The sequence below is a fragment of the Maridesulfovibrio salexigens DSM 2638 genome, from assembly GCF_000023445.1.
Taxonomy (GTDB): Bacteria; Desulfobacterota; Desulfovibrionia; order Desulfovibrionales; family Desulfovibrionaceae; genus Maridesulfovibrio; species Maridesulfovibrio salexigens.
Map to the genome: position 1 here is coordinate 3,860,181 of NC_012881.1, position 16,235 is coordinate 3,876,415.

Sequence of the window (16,235 nt, forward strand, 5' to 3'; positions counted from 1 at the left end):
GTCCTATGCTATTTGTTTTTCTCTTTCTCAATGGCTTCTTCGATTGCGCCAACCATGTAGAAGGAGTTTTCAGCCATTTCATCGTATTCGCCGTCGAGGATGCCTCTGAAAGCCTTAACAGTGTCTTCCAGCTTTACGTATACGCCGGGGGTACCGGTGAATACTTCAGCAACGTGGAAGGGCTGGGAGAGGAAACGCTGGATGCGGCGTGCACGTGCAACAGTCTGCTTATCTTCGTCGGACAGTTCGTCCATACCGAGAATGGCGATGATGTCCTGAAGGTCTTTATATTTCTGCAGAACCATCTGAACTTCACGAGCAGTGTTGTAGTGCTCAACACCAAGGATGTTGGGGTCGAGAATACGGGAGGTGGAGTCAAGAGGGTCAACCGCAGGGTAAATACCAAGCTCTGCAATCTGACGGGAAAGAACGAGAGTACCGTCAAGGTGAGAGAAGGTGGTAGCAGGTGCGGGGTCAGTCAAGTCATCCGCAGGTACGTAAACAGCCTGAACAGAGGTAATGGAACCTTTGTTGGTGGAGGTAATACGTTCCTGGAGTCCACCAAGGTCAGTACCGAGAGTCGGCTGGTAACCAACTGCGGAAGGCATACGACCGAGAAGTGCGGATACCTCGGAACCTGCCTGGGTGAAACGGAAGATGTTATCAATAAAGAGAAGAACGTCTTCACCTTCTACATCACGGAAGTACTCAGCGATGGTCAGAGCGGTCAGTGCAACACGAGCACGTGCTCCCGGAGGTTCGTTCATCTGGCCGTATACGAGAGCAGACTTCTCAAGAACGCCTGCGTCTTTCATTTCGTGGTAGAGGTCGTTACCTTCACGGGTACGCTCACCAACACCTGCGAAGCAAGATTTACCACCGTGCTGTTTCGCAATGTTGTTGATCATTTCCATCAGAATAACGGTTTTACCAACACCTGCGCCGCCGAAGAGGCCCATCTTACCACCCTTGGGGAAGGGTACGAGAAGGTCAACAACCTTGATACCGGTTTCCAGCAGCTCAACCTTGGTGGACTGCTCGGTGAATTCCGGAGCAGCACGGTGAATGGGAAGAGATTCTTTAGCATCGATGGGACCCATTTCATCAACAGGACGACCAACAACGTTAAGGATACGACCCAGTACGCCGTCACCGACAGGTACGGAGATGGATTTACCGGTTGCAACTACTTCCATGCCGCGAACGAGACCTTCGGTAGCGTCCATAGCAATGGTACGAACAACGTTGTCACCGAGGTGCTGTGCAACCTCACACACCAGATCAGGTGCGTCAGTGTTGTTCGGGTTATCAATCTCGACCGCAGTCAGAATGTTGGGCAATTGCCCTTCAGGAAATTCGACGTCAACAACCGCGCCGATAACCTGAACAATTTTACCTGAAACTTTACTCATCAGAGTAACCCCCTATATTATCCTTTCAGCGCTTCTGCGCCGCCGACAATGTCCATAAGATCCGCGGTAATCGCAGCCTGCCTGGTTTTGTTGTAAAGCAGTGTCAGAGTTTCGGTCATGTCATCGCATGCTCTGGATGCGTTATCCATTGCAGCCATACGTGCAGCGTGTTCACTGCAGGATGTGTCGAGCAGACCGCGGTAAACCTGAACTTTAACAAAACGGGGCAGCAGCTCCGCGAGAAGGCCTTCAACGGAAGGTTCGTAAATGTATTCGCTGTTAGCACCGGATTCACCTTCTTCACCTGCTGCGTCGGAAGACATGGGCAGGATCTGGAGGGTATTCGGAGGCTGGCTGGCTACGTTTACGAATTCACCGAAGACAAGGAAAACCTCATCAAGCTCTTCGGCAAGGTAGGCGTCGATAACTTTGTTACCGATGGATGCAGCCAGGTTGAAGTCGAAGTGAGTCATATCGTCATTGTATGCTTCAACGATCTCGTATTCGGTCTTCTTAATGGCGGCAGCGCCTTTTTTACCTACGCAGTAAAACTTAACAGCTTTACCTTCAGCCTTCTTTTCTGCAGCCTTTTTAAGGGCCGCATTTATCATATTCGCATTAAAACTACCGCAAAGTCCGCGATCAGAGGTGGTAAGTACGATACCTACGGTCTTGATCTCTTCGTGGACTTCGAGCAGCGGGTGAACGGAAGAATCCGCGCCTGCTGCCAGATCGCCAAGCATTTCGTAGAACTTGTCTGCGTAGGGGCGAAAGCGCTCAATTCTATCCTGAGCACCACGCAGCTTAGCCGACGCAACCATGTTCATGGCCTTGGTAATCTGCTTAGTCTTTTTAATACTGACGATTTGGTTTTGGACATCCTTAAGAGAAGCCATCAGTACCTCCCAGGATTAAGCTGTGAAACCTTTATTGAACTCTTCCAGAGCGGCCTTCAGCTTGCCTTCGATTTCGTCGTCAATAGCGCCTTTAGTCTTGATGCCTTCCAGGATTTCAGGCTTCGCGTTAGCGATGAATTCCTGGAGTTCGTCTTCGTATTTGCGTACTGCGCTAACAGGAAACTCATCCATGTAACCGCGGGTACCGGCGTACAGGGAAACTACCTGTTCCATAACGTTCATGGGCTTGTACTGAGGCTGCTTGAGAAGCTCAACCATGCGTGCACCGCGGTTCAGCTTCTGCTGGGTGGCCTTATCGAGGTCAGAACCGAAAGCTGCGAAAGCTGCGAGTTCACGATACTGTGCGAGGTCAAGACGCAGAGTACCTGCAACCTGCTTCATAGCTTTAATCTGAGCAGCACCACCAACTCGGGATACGGACAGACCTACGTTAACAGCAGGACGGATACCGGAGTTGAAGAGGTTAGGCTCGAGGTAAACCTGACCGTCGGTAATGGAGATAACGTTGGTCGGGATATATGCGGATACGTCACCTGCCTGAGTTTCAATGATGGGCAGTGCGGTCAGAGAACCAGCGCCGAGGTCATCATTTACTTTACAAGAACGCTCGAGGAGCCTTGAGTGCAGGTAGAAAACGTCACCGGGGTATGCTTCACGTCCCGGAGGGCGACGAAGCAGGAGAGACATCTGTCTGTATGCAACAGCCTGTTTGGAAAGGTCATCGTATGCGATGAGGGCGTGCTTACCGCCGTCACGGTAGTACTCAGCCATGGTTGCACCGGTGTATGCAGAAATGAACTGCAGAGGTGCAGGCTCAGATGCAGTAGCAGAAATGATTGTGGTGTATTCCATTGCACCGTGCTTGCGCAGAATGTCAGCAACAAGAGCAACTGCTGCTTTCTTCTGACCGATAGCTACGTAGAAGCAATGGATACCGGAATCTTTCTGAGCGAGGATAGCGTCAACGCAGATAGCGGTCTTACCAACCTGACGGTCACCAATAACCAACTCACGCTGACCACGTCCGATAGGAGTCATTGCGTCAATAGACTTAAGACCGGTGTACATGGGCTCATGTACGGACTTACGAGCAATGATACCGGGAGCTTTAAGCTCAACGGGACGTTCTTCTTTAGCTTCAATGGGTCCGAGACCATCGATGGGCTGACCGAGGGGGTTAACAACACGCCCCATAACAGCGTCACCAACAGGTACGGAGAAGAGCTTGCCGGTACGTTTAACCGGGTCACCTTCTTTAATACCGGTATCGTCACCGAGGAGTGCAACACCGACGTTATCTTCTTCGAGGTTGAGAACCATGCCCATCAGGCCGCCGGGGAACTCGAGGAGTTCCATAGCCATTGCGTTCTCAACACCATGAACACGAGCAATACCGTCACCAACGTACAGTACGGTACCGGTTTCGCTCATCTCGACCTTAGACTCATAGTTCTGAATCTGATCTTCAATGATTTTGCTGATTTCTTCCGCTTTAATCTGCATGGCCCTACACACCCCTTTTAATCTGTTCTTTCATCATTTGCAGCTGTGCGCGAATGCTTGCATCAAGAACTTTATCACCAACCTGAAGAACAACACCTCCGAGGATGTCTTTATCCATTGCAAAGTCGAGCTCGAGTTTGCTTTTAAGCTGTTCTTCAAGACGTGTTTTAATTTCTTTCTGACGCTTAACGGTCAGCTTGATTGCAGTCACCAGTTTGCCACGGACGACACCCTGAACGTTGTCCAGCATTCCTGCGTAGTCGCTTGCGATCTCAGGAATAACCGGCAGACGTCCTTTGTCGGCCAGAAGGCTGCAAAAGTTTTTAACCACAGGTCCTGCCGAGGTCTTCTCAAGCAGTTTTTCGAGTACGGCTTTCTTTTCATCCGCACTGAAAACAGGATTCTGGAAGAGCCTCAGGGCCTCCGGGGAATCTTCCAGTATCTGGGACAACTCGGTCAGTGCCAAACCATACGCCGCAAGGTCTTCTTCTCCCTGCTTCTGGCCAACGGAGAACAGCGCCTTGGCGTATCTGCGTGAGACTATGTTCCCGGTCATTAGAGCACCACCTTTGTTAAGTATTCATCCACCAGAGTCTCGTGCTGAGCTTTGGTAAGCTTGCTCTTGACGATTTTCTCAGCTGCTTCGATGACTTTGTCAGCCATTTCTGCACGCATTTCGTCCAGTGCTACATTTACTTCCTGCTCTGCGGAGACTTTGGCCTGAGCTTTGATCTGCTCGGCAGTCTGCTCGGCTTTCTGGATGATCGCCGCCTTCATGGCCTCGCCCTGAGATCTGGCTTCGGAAAGGATGGAATCCTTTTCCTGTTCCAGATTAGCAATACTTGATTCGACGTCGCGGAGCTTTTTCTCTGCAGCTTCCTTACGGGACTGCAAATCGTTAAGCTCCTGTTTGATACCTGCCTGGCGTCCTTTAAAGAGAGAGGCGATTTTCTCGCCAGCAAACTTGTAAAGGATCCCGAGGACGAGGATCAAGTTAAGTACACGCCAACCGAAGTTTGCCCAGGGAATCTCGTGCGCCCCTTCTCCACCGCTTGCATAGGCTGCGCCTGCTGCCAGCAGTACGGAAAGAGCGGTTGTTGCCATGATCATGTTTTTCCGCTTCAAGGCTAAACCCCCCTTCGATATTGATTAGGCCTAGCCAAGAACCTTGGCTGTAACCTTCTGAGCAAAAGCTTCAACTTCGCCACCAAGAACCTTCATTGCTGCACCTTTATCAGCTGCAACCTCCGCGCGAGCTTCCTTCATAGTCGCGGCTGCGACTTTTCCGGCCTCGGCGAGCAATGTTTGTTCCTGAGCGGCTCCCTGATCTTTGAAGTCGTTCCGGATTTCCATTCCCTCTTTACGGGCAGAGTCCAGAGCAGCTTCGTAATCCTTAACCTTGGTTTCAGCCTGTCCGTTAAAATTTTCCACCTTGGAGAGCTGATCGCTCATGAGCTCTGCGCGTCTCCTGATGATTTCACGAATAGGACGAAACATAAGAAGGTTGAGAACAAGAAGGGTGATGATGAAGTTCGCTAACTGGATAAAAAAGCTAATATCTAAATCAATCATGCCTGCTCCCGAAAAGGTTGTGAATTTTTGTCCAAAGTCAGTTGCGGTGTAGCTAAATTTAGAGCTTGTGTCAAAGGGTTTTTGAAAATGAATCGGTTACTTTTCGCCGATTAACCCCCGTCAACACTGGCTTGTTATTTTTTTAACTAATTTCTTCTGTTTCTGTTTCAGTTGCAGAAGAGGAGCTGGAACTCATGGTTACACGCCCTTCCAGAACCGCACCTTCCTCCACTACCAAGGTGGGGGTGACCAGGTTACCCTGCAGGTTTGCAGTCTTATGCAGAACAGCTTTCTCAGCTGCATAAACCTCGCCTGTCACACGTCCACTGAGAACAAGCTGGCCCACACGCAAAACGCCTTCTACCTTTGCTTCGCGACCAACGACCAGAGTTCCCTCGGATTCAACTTCACCGTTGAAATTACCGTCAATACGTACAGCACCCTGAAAATTCAGCTTTCCCTGATAATCGGTTCCACTGCCTAAGAATGCATTTATTTCATCTCTTGCCATTTTTATCTCCTTTTCCCCAGAGCCGGTTTTTGAAAAACCAAACATGCGGCTTACCCCTGTTTAAATACGTAACGTCTCATGGAAACGTTTAAAACGAGCCCCACGAGACAAAGGTTGACGACGGTACCACTGCCGCCATAACTGATGAATGGTAAAGGGATGCCTACTACCGGCATTAGTCCGAGGACCATACCCATATTGATAAGGATTTGCCAGAAGAAATAAAAGAATACGCCTGCCGCAAGATAGCTTCCGAACAGGTCTTTTGCTTCTCTGGCTGTCACAACCATTTGATACAAAAACACACAAAAAAGACTGAGCAGAGCCATAGCTCCGGCAAAGCCCCACTCTTCACCGAAAACAGCGATAGCGAAGTCTGTGTGCTTTTCAGGCAGAAACCGCAGCTGAGACTGCGTTCCGCCCAGAAAACCTTTACCCCAGACCCTTCCGGACCCAATGGCGATTTCCGACTGAATAATATGATAGCCCGCGCCGAGCGGATCGCTGGCCGGATTCATAAACGAGATAACCCTGCGCTTCTGATAATCATGCATGAAAAGCCAGCCCACAGGGATCAAACATGGACCTACCACAGCAAGGGTTTTGAACAGCTTGGGAGTCAGGCCCCTATAGAGAATCATCCCGCCGAGAATGAGCAGAATATTGAGCCCCGAACCGAGGTCCGGCTGGGTAATTACCATCCCTGCGGGAATAAGCCCCACCCCAACTACATAGGCTAGATTCTTAATATTCAGAGGATCGCTACTGCGGGAGAGAATTTTGGCCCCGATAACCAGAATGGTAATCTTGGCCATTTCACTGGGCTGAAAATTAAAGAAGCCGAGATCAAGCCAGCGGCGGGCACCGTAAATGGTTTTGCCGATTACAGGTACACACGCCAACAGTATTACCGTAATCCAGAACAAAGGCCATGCTATGGTTCTTAAATGCCGGTAATCAAAAAGCATAAAAGTGATCATTCCGGCAAAGCCCATCAGTCCCCAGATAAGCTGTTTCTGATAAAATGAGCTGACGCTCATTCCCTGCTCCAGCCTGAATCCGCTGGCAGAATAAAGGTTGAGAACTCCGACAAAAAACAGCATTGCCGCCAGTCCCAGCAGGAACCAGTTCATATGAATAAGTAATCTGCGGTCAATGGGAGACATTATTTCTTACCCTTATTGCCTTTGAAAATATAATCATAGATAGCTTTGACTATCGGACCGGCCCCGGAACCGCCATGCAAACCGTGTTCAACCATGCAGACAACCACGTAACGCTGGTCTCCTTTTTCTGCAAAACTGGCCATCCACGCGTGGTCCCTATACTTATAAGGAATATCTTCATCCTTCATTTTCTTAAGCTCATCAGTGAGCTTAACCACCTGAGCAGTACCGGTTTTACCGCCGACAACAACCCCTTTCGTACGCAGTCTGCGAGCGGTCCCTCGAGGTTTATCTACTGTGGCGATCATGGCCTTGCGGATTAATTCACGTTGACTGTCTGTGAGCGGAATCACGCCCTGCTCTTCAGCAGGTTCTCCTGCTAGAAGCTGCGGCCTGAGCAATCTGCCACCATTAATCAGTGAAGAAATAGAGCGGGCCACCTGCAAGGGAGTTACCAGAGTATATCCCTGTCCAATGGAAAAGTTCAGGTTTTCACCGGGATGCCATATTTCACCGAATCTGCGTTTTTTCCACTTACGGGTCGGGATCAATCCGCCCTTTTCATGTGGCAGCGCAATTCCGGTGGGCTTGCCGTAACCTGCAGCAAAAGCAAATTCACTCATCCGGTCTACGCCGAGTTTTTTGCCTAATTTGTAGTAATAAACGTCACAGGATTCGACTAAAGACTTTTCAAGGTCGGTTTCCCCGTGTCCGCCTCTTTTCCAGCAACGGAACACATATTTTCCGAGCTTCATATGACCGGGGCAATAAACCGTATCTTCAGGCGTAATCATCCCGTAATGCAAACCGGCCCCGGCAACAGTCATCTTGAAGACTGATCCCGGAGGATACACGGACTGGATAACCCGGTTTTGCAGCGGAGTTCTGGGGTCATCGCGCAATGCGACCCACTGTTTCTGGCTCAAGCCGTCAGTGAAGGCATTGTTGTCGTAGGATGGAGCACTGACGAAAGCCAGAATCTGGCCGTTATCAGGGTTCATGACCACTACAGCCCCGGCCTTGCCTTCAAGCAGCTTTCCGCCAAGTTCCTGCAAACCGAGATCAATGGAAAGATCTATATCCTCCCCGGCTATGGGAGGATTAAGAATACGCTCTTTTAACCTTCGACCTGTGGCATCAACTTCACTCTGCCTGCGGCCTTTGACGCCCCGAAATCTTTTTTCCAGAACAGATTCGAGACCTTGCTTCCCAACGTAGTCACCCACAGCGAGATCGGAATCATTTTCTAACTCAGCTTCGTCAACTTCGGAAACATATCCCAAAACATGCGAAAGAAGGGGACCTTGAAGATATTTACGGCGGGGACGGACCACAACCTCAAGTCCGGGCCAATGCAACGAGTTGGCCTCGATGACTGCTACCTGTTCAAAGGTGAGGTTGGGGACTAGGATCAAGGGCTCAAAAGGTTTGACCCTGCGCCGGGACTTCTTGAATACTTTTTGCAGCTTCGCAAGATCGACCCCTGTCCACTTTGATACGGTCACCAAGGTGGCATCCAGGTCCTTGCAGTCCTCACGGACAATTCCCAAAGCGTAGGCGGGCTCGTTGACAGCCAGGAGCTGTCCGTTACGGTCTCTGATCAAACCGCGCGGGGCATAGAGATTATCCTGACGCAACTGGTTATTACGAGCCTGCTCGGAAAAATATTCGCCCTTATGAATCTGCAAATACCAGAAACGCAGGGCAAAAATACAAAACAGGAGCAATATAAGCCCCTGCAAGAGCAACAGTCCGTTCTTGGGAGGTTGCTGGCTTTTAGATTCATACAGGCTCATGTCTAAACCTTTGCGGATAAATGTATTTCAGCAGGAGCCATTCAACAGGGAAAATTGCGGCTTGCAGGATTCCTTCAAAGATATAGCGGTCCTGCACCCAGATCATATCTGCAAGCATGGACATCATCGCAGTCAGCGCGGGATGCAAGGCTCCGAGCACAACTCCGCAGAGAAGAGCGAACATCATTGACTGCACATCAAAAAACATTGCTCCACAACGGTACAATACAAGTATTGAGGAATACCAGAGAACGGAATAACCAAAGGGAAGACCGCCAATTCCGTCCTGAATAAGAGACCAGATCAGAATAAGCCAGACAATATGATATTTCTTTTCCAGCTGGATGCAGAGCAGCAATCCCGGAGCAAGGAAATCCACTCCCGGCACAATTTTCTGTACCCAGATTGCGACAAAGCTGAAACAGGCCCACCAAAAAGCGGAATACATGGCCTACCTCCCTTCAGCTGTGGTGGAATTTCCGGTACCGGCTGTGGAATTGGCATTTCCGATGGGGGTGTTGGTATCAGGAACAGCCCTGTGCAACAAAAGCACCTCTTCGGTATTCTCCATATCCACCAAAGGAATAGCTTCCACATTAAGAAAAAGCGAAATATCAGAACGCTCAACAGAAATGATCTTGGCGACAGGAAGTCCCGCGGGGAATAAACCGGCAAGGCCGGAAGTGACCAGAATTTCCCCTTCTGTAACCGGGGCATTGATCTTCATATACTTTACACTCAAAGACTCGCCCTCGCCGTTTCCGACCAGAAGACCGGTGGAGCGATGGATCTGACCGCGAACAGAAATCCTGCTGTTCAAGTCGGTCAGCAGCAAAGCCTTTGAAGCACTGAGCCCCGGTTCCACTACCCGGCCTACGACCCCGAGAGGGGTTATCACCGGAGTATCTGGATCGACACCCGAAACTACACCTTTATTGATGATGATTGAATCAAGGGCTGCAGAAGGTCCCATGCGCTGGGCGATGATCCGGGCTCCGTCTGTTTTCCAGTTGTGAACCGGCTTGATCGCAAGCAATTTTTGATAACGCTCGGCCTCAGCTGCCTTTTCACGCAGCTTCATAATCTCAAGGCGCATCAAATCATTCTGGGAGCTGAGCTGATCATTGAGCTGCTTCAGGCCCACGAGATAAATATACTTTTCCCAGAACTCAACCGACTGGTCATGCACATATTCACAGGGCCACAGAACCCATTTGACGATTTCAAGACCGGTAAACCCGGCGAGACGGTCCAGCTGTCCGGACCTCAGATTCCATGAATAAAGGCTGAGGTAGACAAACAGGCCAATAATGACGGCTATAGCGGCGCGCTTAAGCTTCACACTTAATCCTCTGTAATTGCGAGCAGAGATTAAAAAACAAATAGAAAAAAGCTATAACCAGAAAGACGAAAGACCGGACTGAGAAAATTGAAATCAATCTCAAATCCGGGTGCGTTTAATTTCTGAGGACATAGCTTTTTGCAGACTAAATCCGCAAAAAACTATGCCCTCAGCCGTAACTGGTGCACTCGATTCCATCCGCGGCAAAAGGAGCGGACAATTAATCAATAGTTACGTCTTTATAGATGTTTATTTCATCTAAAGCTCTACCGGAACCGACAACAACAGCATCAAGCGGCATATCAACCACAGTGATGGGCAGATGGGTTTCCTGACTCAGAAGCTGGTCCAGCCCCTTAAGCAGTGCCCCGCCGCCGGTAAGCACAATACCCCGGTCAACGATGTCGGCTGCAAGTTCAGGCGGGGTCTGTTCAAGGGCTACACGAACCCCCTGAACAATTGAATCCACCTGTTCGGAAATTGCTTTCCTGATCTCTTCGGAAGTGATCAGAATATTCTGGGGGATACCGGTCACGAGGTCACGACCTTTAACTTCCATCTCCAGTTCCTCTTCCAACGGGAATGCGGAACCGATTTTAATCTTGATGGATTCGGCAGTGGATTCACCGATAAGCATGGAGTACTTGCGCTTTACATGCTGCATGATGGCTTCATCCATTTTGTCGCCGCCCACACGTACGGAACGGGCGTAAACAATACCGGAAAGGGAGATAACCGCGATTTCGGAAGTACCGCCACCGATATCTACAACCATGTTGGAGGTAGGTTCGGTGATCGGCAGGTTGGCACCTATAGCCGCCGCCATGGGCTCCTCAATGAGGTAAACCTCACGTGCACCGGCAGACTGGGCACTTTCCTTGACCGCCCTTTTTTCCACCTGGGTAATCCCGGTGGGAACGCAGATCATGATCCGGGGACGGACCAGCCTGCGGCTGTTATGGACTTTTGAAATGAAATGGCGCAACATGGCTTCAGTTACTTCAAAGTCAGCAATAACGCCGTCTTTCATGGGTCTGATAGCCACGATGTTACCGGGAGTTCGACCAAGCATCCTCTTGGCTTCCAACCCAACGGCGAGAACCTTGCTACCGCCGTTAACGTCTCTCTTCACAGCGACCACAGAAGGTTCGCTGAGCATAACGCCTTTACCTTTTACATAAACCAGTGTGTTAGCTGTACCGAGGTCGATTGCAAGGTCACTGGAAAACGAACCGAGTATCTTGTCGAAAATCGATGCCATATTAAACTGGAAACTCCAAAAAAAATGTGATTCTAAAACACCTCACTGGAGGCGGACTTAACGTCTATCAAAAGAAAATCCTTTGAGTTAACTAGCAGAAGAAAGTGTAGCAGGCAACACATTACAGCACTTCGGTCAGTTACTGACCTGCCATCATAACAGTCCGTAAAAACAGACTTTTACAACTAAATCACAAATAAACCGCTTTAAAACCTTCAGATTAGGAGATTTCATGCACCGTTTTTACGGTTTAGCTGCCCGACTGAGGCAAAGTTTCGGGGAACGGGTCCAGAAAATTCCGCTTGATTTCGGATTCACCTGCCCTAACAGGGACGGTTCCATTTCCCGCAAGGGATGCATTTTCTGTAGTCCGCAGGGTTCAGGCTCCGGACTGCACAGTCTTTCCATGTCCATCCCTGAGCAATGGGCCCACTGGCAGGAGAAGTTGTCCAAACTTTACACCGCCAAACTCTATCTTGCCTACCTGCAATCCTATTCCAACACCTATTGCAGCTACGAAGAGCTGAAATGTGCCCTCGACCAGTTAAACGGGCTTCCCGGACTGGCCGGACTATGCATAGGAACCCGTCCTGACTGCCTTGATGATGAGAAACTTTCTTTAATCAAAAGCTTGGGCCTCAAGGAGACATGGCTGGACCTCGGCCTGCAAAGCTCAAACAACGCAACACTTGACCGCATCAACCGTGGACATACTGCCGAACAATTTGCCGAGGCCGTAAAAATGGCCCACGGCCACGGCCTTGATGTCTGCGCACACCTGATAGCCGGACTGCCCGGAGAGACAGCTGAAGATTTCATCGAATCAGTCCGTTTTCTAAACGATCTGCCAATTGCCGGGATCAAGTTTCATAATCTTTTTGTTGGTAAGGGTACTCCTCTGACCAAACTTTACGAAGCGGGTGAATATACCCCCATTGAGCAGGATGAGTACATATCCATGCTCGTGGAAGCTATCTCCATCCTGCGCACAGACATCGTCATCCATCGACTTAAGGCTGATGCCGTCCCCGGAGCACTTATCGCGCCGGAATGGGTACGCATGAAACGGACTGTGCTTAATGAAATTGAAAAAACCATGAAAGAAAGAGGAATCTGGCAGGGGTGTGCACGGCCCGACGCCCCTGACGAACCGCCCTTATGGTATAGCCCCACCCTATCAACATAAGCTATACGGTCATGGTTAAATCTATACTTGACTTAAATAAATAATAACAATTAGCACTATGAACTCATAGTAATTATTTAAGTCAAAATAAGGTTTATCGTGACTGAAACATTTTACAAAGAAATTCTAAATTCAGTTTCTGATGGAATTTACTTTCTGAATACCGAAAGAACCATCACTTATTGGAGCAAAGGAGCAGAAAAACTGGCTGGATATTCTGCTGCTGAAATTGAAGGAAAAAGCTGTAAAGACAACCTGCTTCGCCACGTTGACGAAGAAGGGGCTGACCTTTGCGAGAACGGATGCCCGCTTGAGGCAACAATGCTCGACGGAAAAATACGGGAAGCAGAGGTCTTCATGCACCACAAACTTGGGCATAGGGTTTTAATTCGTGTAAAATCATTTCCTTTGAAGAACGAACTGGGACAAATTACCGGTGCTGCTGAGATTTTTACCGAAGTAAATGAAAAAACAGACCTAGCTTACGATCTTGAATTATTGCGTCAAGAAGCCATGACCGACCCCTTAACGGGTATGGCAAACCGACGCTACATGGATCAAGCTGCTGTTCATTTTGAAGAATCCATAAAACACGAAAAACAGAGCCTCGGCGTATTGTTCGTGGATATTGATAATTTTAAATCAGTCAATGATCGATTTGGACATGACACTGGAGACAAGGCCCTGACCATGGTAGCAAAAACTATGCTTTCGGCTTTACGCCCAACAGACATTGCCAGCCGCTGGGGAGGAGAAGAATTTGTGATCTTTGTCCCTCATGTTGATGCTGAAAAATTAGGTTCTCTCGCTGAACGCATTCGCAAATTGATTGAGCTTTCATGGATTGACACTGAAAAAGCGAGCATATCCGTCACGGCTTCAATTGGTGGAACTATTGTTAAACCAAATGAAACCATTTGCTCAGCGATCAAGCGAGCCGACGAAAAAGCATATTTGTGCAAACAATCCGGTCGTAACTGCATTCACATAGATAAATAATTCCGCACACTCACTAACAGGCAGAACTTTAATTACTCTAGTCGAACACAGCATCATAAGCCTGCAACAACTTGGGTTCTTCGTACTTCCACTCCAGTTCGTTCCTTACTCTGCGATATCCCAATGCGCCCATTTTCTCCCTTATATCCGGAGAATCCAGCAATTGTAAGATCTTATCGCCCATATCCTTATAATCATTCGGCGCAGCGTAGAGAGAGGCCCCCTGCGCGGAAAAACGCCCCTCAGTCAAATCAAACTGGACTATGGGTTTCCCAAGGGCCATGTATTCCATAATTTTATTCATTGTGGATTTGTCATTCATTTCATTCGCCCGGTCAGGATTCACACAGATGTCGGCAGTATTGAGCATTTCCAGCAGTTCCTGATCAGGAACTCGGCCGGTAAAGGTGACGTAATCGGATACCCGCAATTCCTCTGCCAGAACCTTCATTTCCTCAAGAGAGGTGCCGCCTCCCACAAGACCGAAATGGATATCATGACGGCCCAAGTCATGAACTATATACTGGACCGCTTGTAAAAGAAGATCGAGCCCTTCCTGTTTACCCATTACTCCCACATAGCCCACGAGATAGGTTCGACCTTTCTTGAGCGAATCGACAGGAGGGAGAAACTTTAAGCGGTCCAGCTTGGGACCGCTGCGTACCACATAAACTTTCTCAGGGTCCATCTTTCCCCGTTCAATGGCGATACATTTATATGACTCATTGGTGGCAATAGAAATATCCGCAGCCATGAAGGTTGCCCTTTCAAGCCAGACCATAAGCTTCCAGAAAAAGTCACGCCTGTTAAACTTGGCTTCATATAATTCGGGATTGATATCGTGATGATCAAAAATAAATTTGGTTTTATAGAGCAATTTGAAAACGAGCCCGACCAGAAAAAGCAGATCCGGCGGATTGCAGGCATGGATAACATCAAAGCCCTGCTCGCGGCGAACCTTCCAAGCCAGCCTGAAGGTATGCCATAAAGCCGCGCTGTACTCCACTGCATATCCCTTTGCTCCTTCACCTTCCAAGGGCAGATCATAGCGGTAGATATGAACACCTTCTATTTCTTCATAATATTTTTCATAGCCCTTACCCGTTGGGCATATGATGGAGACATGGTACCCTGCGCTGCGCAGAGATGTAGCTTCCTGCCATACCCGGCGGTCAAAGGGGGAAGGTAAATTTTCAACGAGAATCAAAATTTTTCGGGACACAATGATCTCCGCATTTCTTAAACTATCATCTTTACCAGCAAATGCCGTCAATATGCTCATTTTCCAATGAGGAATCATCAAACCGAACCAGATCGACAACAACCTGACCGGGACGGATTTTGGATTGCAGGTCTTTGAATTCAGGAGAATTATTACCCACGACAATGGTCTCTGCAAAATCCAGCACACTTTCCATATCTGAGACCATAAGCTTTGAAATATGCGGAATGCGATTCATGATGTAATCCCGGTTTGCTCCTAAAAGCTTGGCTGCATTAACATTACGATCATACAACTTAAGCTCGAACCCTTTCCCGATAAGCTGTTCGATGACTTCCACCAGCGGGCTCTCCCTCAAATCGTCAGTCCCGGCTTTGAAACTGAATCCAAGAAAACCAACCTTTCTATTACCCTTGCCCATGATCATGGACAGCCCTCTTTCAATATGCCGTCTATTACTGCGCAAGACATTGTTTAAAAGAGGCAAATCCAAACTCAATTGATTAGCCTTGTAGGTCAGGGCGCGCACATCTTTAGGCAGGCAGGAACCACCAAAAGCAAATCCCGGTTTCATATAGTAGCTGGAAATATTAAGCTTGGTATCCTTGCAGAAAATATTCATAACCTTGTGACTGTCTATGCCGACTTCTTTACATATGGCACCGATTTCATTTGCAAAAGCCACTTTGACCGCATGCCAGTTGTTATCGGCATACTTTACCATTTCAGAAACTTCCATTTCAGTCCTGATCAGCGGCGCATCAATATTTTCATAAAGTGAAGCAAGGATATCCCCGCTTTTCGAGTCGCTTTCCCCGATAACCGTTTTAGGAGGGTTGTAGAAATCATGAACAGAGCTGCCTTCGCGCAGGAACTCGGGGTTATTGCACACGCCGAAGTCAACACCAGCGACCTTTCCGGAAGCTGCTTCCAACGCGGGAATAACCAATGAACGCATGGACCCCGGCAGAATGGTGCTGCGAATGACAACTACATGAAATTCATCCTTATTCTTTAGAACAACACCGATCTCCTCACAAACACGGCGGACATAGCTTAAATCCAGACTACCGTTAAATTGACTCGGAGTTCCTACACAAACAAAGGAAATTTCAGATGAGAGGATAGCTTCTTCAGCAGAAGTGCTTGCCGTCAAAGAACCATCCTGCACAGCCTGCTGGAGAATATCGCCGATAAGGTCTTCAATGATGGGAGTCTGACCGGAATTGATCATGTCGACTTTAACCTGATTCGGATCAACGCCGACAACCTCATGCCCCTCTTTGGCTAAGCAACCGGCAGAGACTGTCCCGACATACCCTAATCCAAATACACTAACCTTCATTTC

Annotated in this window: 16 protein-coding genes; 2 read left to right on the forward strand and 14 right to left on the reverse strand. The window is 48.7% G+C overall.

Annotated features, from left to right (window positions below):
- Positions 1-8 precede the first annotated feature (8 nt).
- The 12 genes from atpD to DESAL_RS17675 all read right to left on the reverse strand — a co-directional run bounded on the left by atpD (position 9) and on the right by DESAL_RS17675 (position 11,480).
- Positions 9-1,412 carry a F0F1 ATP synthase subunit beta gene (gene atpD / locus DESAL_RS17620; protein ID WP_015853318.1) on the reverse strand — a complete coding sequence of 468 codons (1,404 nt, stop codon included), beginning with the start codon at positions 1,410-1,412 and terminating at the stop codon, positions 9-11.
- Between the two features lie 17 nt (positions 1,413-1,429).
- Positions 1,430-2,308: a F0F1 ATP synthase subunit gamma gene (locus tag DESAL_RS17625; RefSeq protein WP_015853319.1), complete on the reverse strand. Its 879-nt coding sequence runs from the start codon at positions 2,306-2,308 to the stop codon at positions 1,430-1,432.
- Positions 2,309-2,323: 15 nt separating this feature from the next.
- The gene (atpA, locus tag DESAL_RS17630) at positions 2,324-3,832 is read right to left on the reverse strand and encodes a F0F1 ATP synthase subunit alpha (protein ID WP_015853320.1); all 1,509 of its coding nucleotides are present in this window, start codon (positions 3,830-3,832) and stop codon (positions 2,324-2,326) included.
- Positions 3,833-3,836: 4 nt separating this feature from the next.
- The gene (locus tag DESAL_RS17635; RefSeq protein ID WP_015853321.1) at positions 3,837-4,388 is read right to left on the reverse strand and encodes a F0F1 ATP synthase subunit delta; all 552 of its coding nucleotides are present in this window, start codon (positions 4,386-4,388) and stop codon (positions 3,837-3,839) included.
- Complete coding sequence (gene atpF / locus DESAL_RS17640; RefSeq protein ID WP_015853322.1) at positions 4,388-4,942, reverse strand: F0F1 ATP synthase subunit B; 555 nt, start codon at positions 4,940-4,942, stop codon at positions 4,388-4,390. The genes DESAL_RS17635 and atpF overlap by 1 nt, the downstream gene beginning before the upstream one ends.
- Positions 4,943-4,987: 45 nt before the next feature.
- On the reverse strand, positions 4,988-5,404 hold the full coding sequence (locus tag DESAL_RS17645) for a F0F1 ATP synthase subunit B (protein ID WP_015853323.1): 417 nt from the start codon (positions 5,402-5,404) through the stop codon (positions 4,988-4,990).
- Positions 5,405-5,546: 142 nt separating this feature from the next.
- On the reverse strand, positions 5,547-5,915 hold the full coding sequence (locus DESAL_RS17650) for a bactofilin family protein (RefSeq protein WP_015853324.1): 369 nt from the start codon (positions 5,913-5,915) through the stop codon (positions 5,547-5,549).
- Between the two features lie 50 nt (positions 5,916-5,965).
- Positions 5,966-7,081, reverse strand: coding sequence for a rod shape-determining protein RodA (gene rodA / locus DESAL_RS17655; RefSeq protein WP_015853325.1), 1,116 nt, complete (start codon positions 7,079-7,081; stop codon positions 5,966-5,968).
- Positions 7,081-8,877 carry a penicillin-binding protein 2 gene (mrdA, locus tag DESAL_RS17660; protein ID WP_015853326.1) on the reverse strand — a complete coding sequence of 599 codons (1,797 nt, stop codon included), beginning with the start codon at positions 8,875-8,877 and terminating at the stop codon, positions 7,081-7,083. Before mrdA ends, rodA begins: the two co-directional genes overlap by 1 nt.
- On the reverse strand, positions 8,864-9,325 hold the full coding sequence (locus DESAL_RS17665; RefSeq protein ID WP_015853327.1) for a hypothetical protein: 462 nt from the start codon (positions 9,323-9,325) through the stop codon (positions 8,864-8,866). Before DESAL_RS17665 ends, mrdA begins: the two co-directional genes overlap by 14 nt.
- 3 nt (positions 9,326-9,328) lie before the next feature.
- A complete protein-coding gene (gene mreC / locus DESAL_RS17670; RefSeq protein WP_015853328.1) occupies positions 9,329-10,219 on the reverse strand; it encodes a rod shape-determining protein MreC in 891 nt (296 codons plus the stop codon).
- Positions 10,220-10,439: 220 nt separating this feature from the next.
- A complete protein-coding gene (locus DESAL_RS17675) occupies positions 10,440-11,480 on the reverse strand; it encodes a rod shape-determining protein (protein WP_015853329.1) in 1,041 nt (346 codons plus the stop codon).
- Between the two features lie 232 nt (positions 11,481-11,712).
- Here DESAL_RS17675 and mnmL point away from each other — a divergent pair, with 232 nt between their 5' ends.
- Both mnmL and DESAL_RS17685 read left to right on the forward strand, forming a co-directional pair.
- Positions 11,713-12,666 (forward strand): tRNA modification radical SAM protein MnmL/YtqA, encoded by a 954-nt coding sequence (mnmL, locus tag DESAL_RS17680; RefSeq protein ID WP_015853330.1) that lies wholly within the window; start codon positions 11,713-11,715, stop codon positions 12,664-12,666.
- A gap of 99 nt (positions 12,667-12,765) precedes the next feature.
- Positions 12,766-13,665 (forward strand): sensor domain-containing diguanylate cyclase, encoded by a 900-nt coding sequence (locus DESAL_RS17685; protein ID WP_015853331.1) that lies wholly within the window; start codon positions 12,766-12,768, stop codon positions 13,663-13,665.
- A gap of 37 nt (positions 13,666-13,702) precedes the next feature.
- On the opposite strand, the gene DESAL_RS17690 is transcribed toward DESAL_RS17685, so the two are convergent.
- Complete coding sequence (locus tag DESAL_RS17690; protein WP_015853332.1) at positions 13,703-14,887, reverse strand: glycosyltransferase family 4 protein; 1,185 nt, start codon at positions 14,885-14,887, stop codon at positions 13,703-13,705.
- A 31-nt stretch (positions 14,888-14,918) separates the two neighbouring features.
- A complete protein-coding gene (locus DESAL_RS17695) occupies positions 14,919-16,232 on the reverse strand; it encodes a nucleotide sugar dehydrogenase (protein ID WP_015853333.1) in 1,314 nt (437 codons plus the stop codon).
- Positions 16,233-16,235 lie beyond the last annotated feature (3 nt).

Coding starts and splice junctions, on each gene's coding strand:
- DESAL_RS17650 (WP_015853324.1), bottom strand. CDS start 5,915: ATGGCAAGAGATGAAATAAATGCATTCTTAGGCAGTGGAACCGATTAT.
- atpA (WP_015853320.1), bottom strand. CDS start 3,832: ATGCAGATTAAAGCGGAAGAAATCAGCAAAATCATTGAAGATCAGATT.
- DESAL_RS17695 (WP_015853333.1), bottom strand. CDS start 16,232: ATGAAGGTTAGTGTATTTGGATTAGGGTATGTCGGGACAGTCTCTGCC.
- DESAL_RS17645 (WP_015853323.1), bottom strand. CDS start 5,404: ATGATTGATTTAGATATTAGCTTTTTTATCCAGTTAGCGAACTTCATC.
- DESAL_RS17665 (WP_015853327.1), bottom strand. CDS start 9,325: ATGTATTCCGCTTTTTGGTGGGCCTGTTTCAGCTTTGTCGCAATCTGG.
- DESAL_RS17675 (WP_015853329.1), bottom strand. CDS start 11,480: ATGGCATCGATTTTCGACAAGATACTCGGTTCGTTTTCCAGTGACCTT.
- atpD (WP_015853318.1), bottom strand. CDS start 1,412: ATGAGTAAAGTTTCAGGTAAAATTGTTCAGGTTATCGGCGCGGTTGTT.
- atpF (WP_015853322.1), bottom strand. CDS start 4,942: ATGATCATGGCAACAACCGCTCTTTCCGTACTGCTGGCAGCAGGCGCA.
- mnmL (WP_015853330.1), top strand. CDS start 11,713: ATGCACCGTTTTTACGGTTTAGCTGCCCGACTGAGGCAAAGTTTCGGG.
- DESAL_RS17625 (WP_015853319.1), bottom strand. CDS start 2,308: ATGGCTTCTCTTAAGGATGTCCAAAACCAAATCGTCAGTATTAAAAAG.
- DESAL_RS17635 (WP_015853321.1), bottom strand. CDS start 4,388: ATGACCGGGAACATAGTCTCACGCAGATACGCCAAGGCGCTGTTCTCC.
- mrdA (WP_015853326.1), bottom strand. CDS start 8,877: ATGAGCCTGTATGAATCTAAAAGCCAGCAACCTCCCAAGAACGGACTG.
- rodA (WP_015853325.1), bottom strand. CDS start 7,081: ATGTCTCCCATTGACCGCAGATTACTTATTCATATGAACTGGTTCCTG.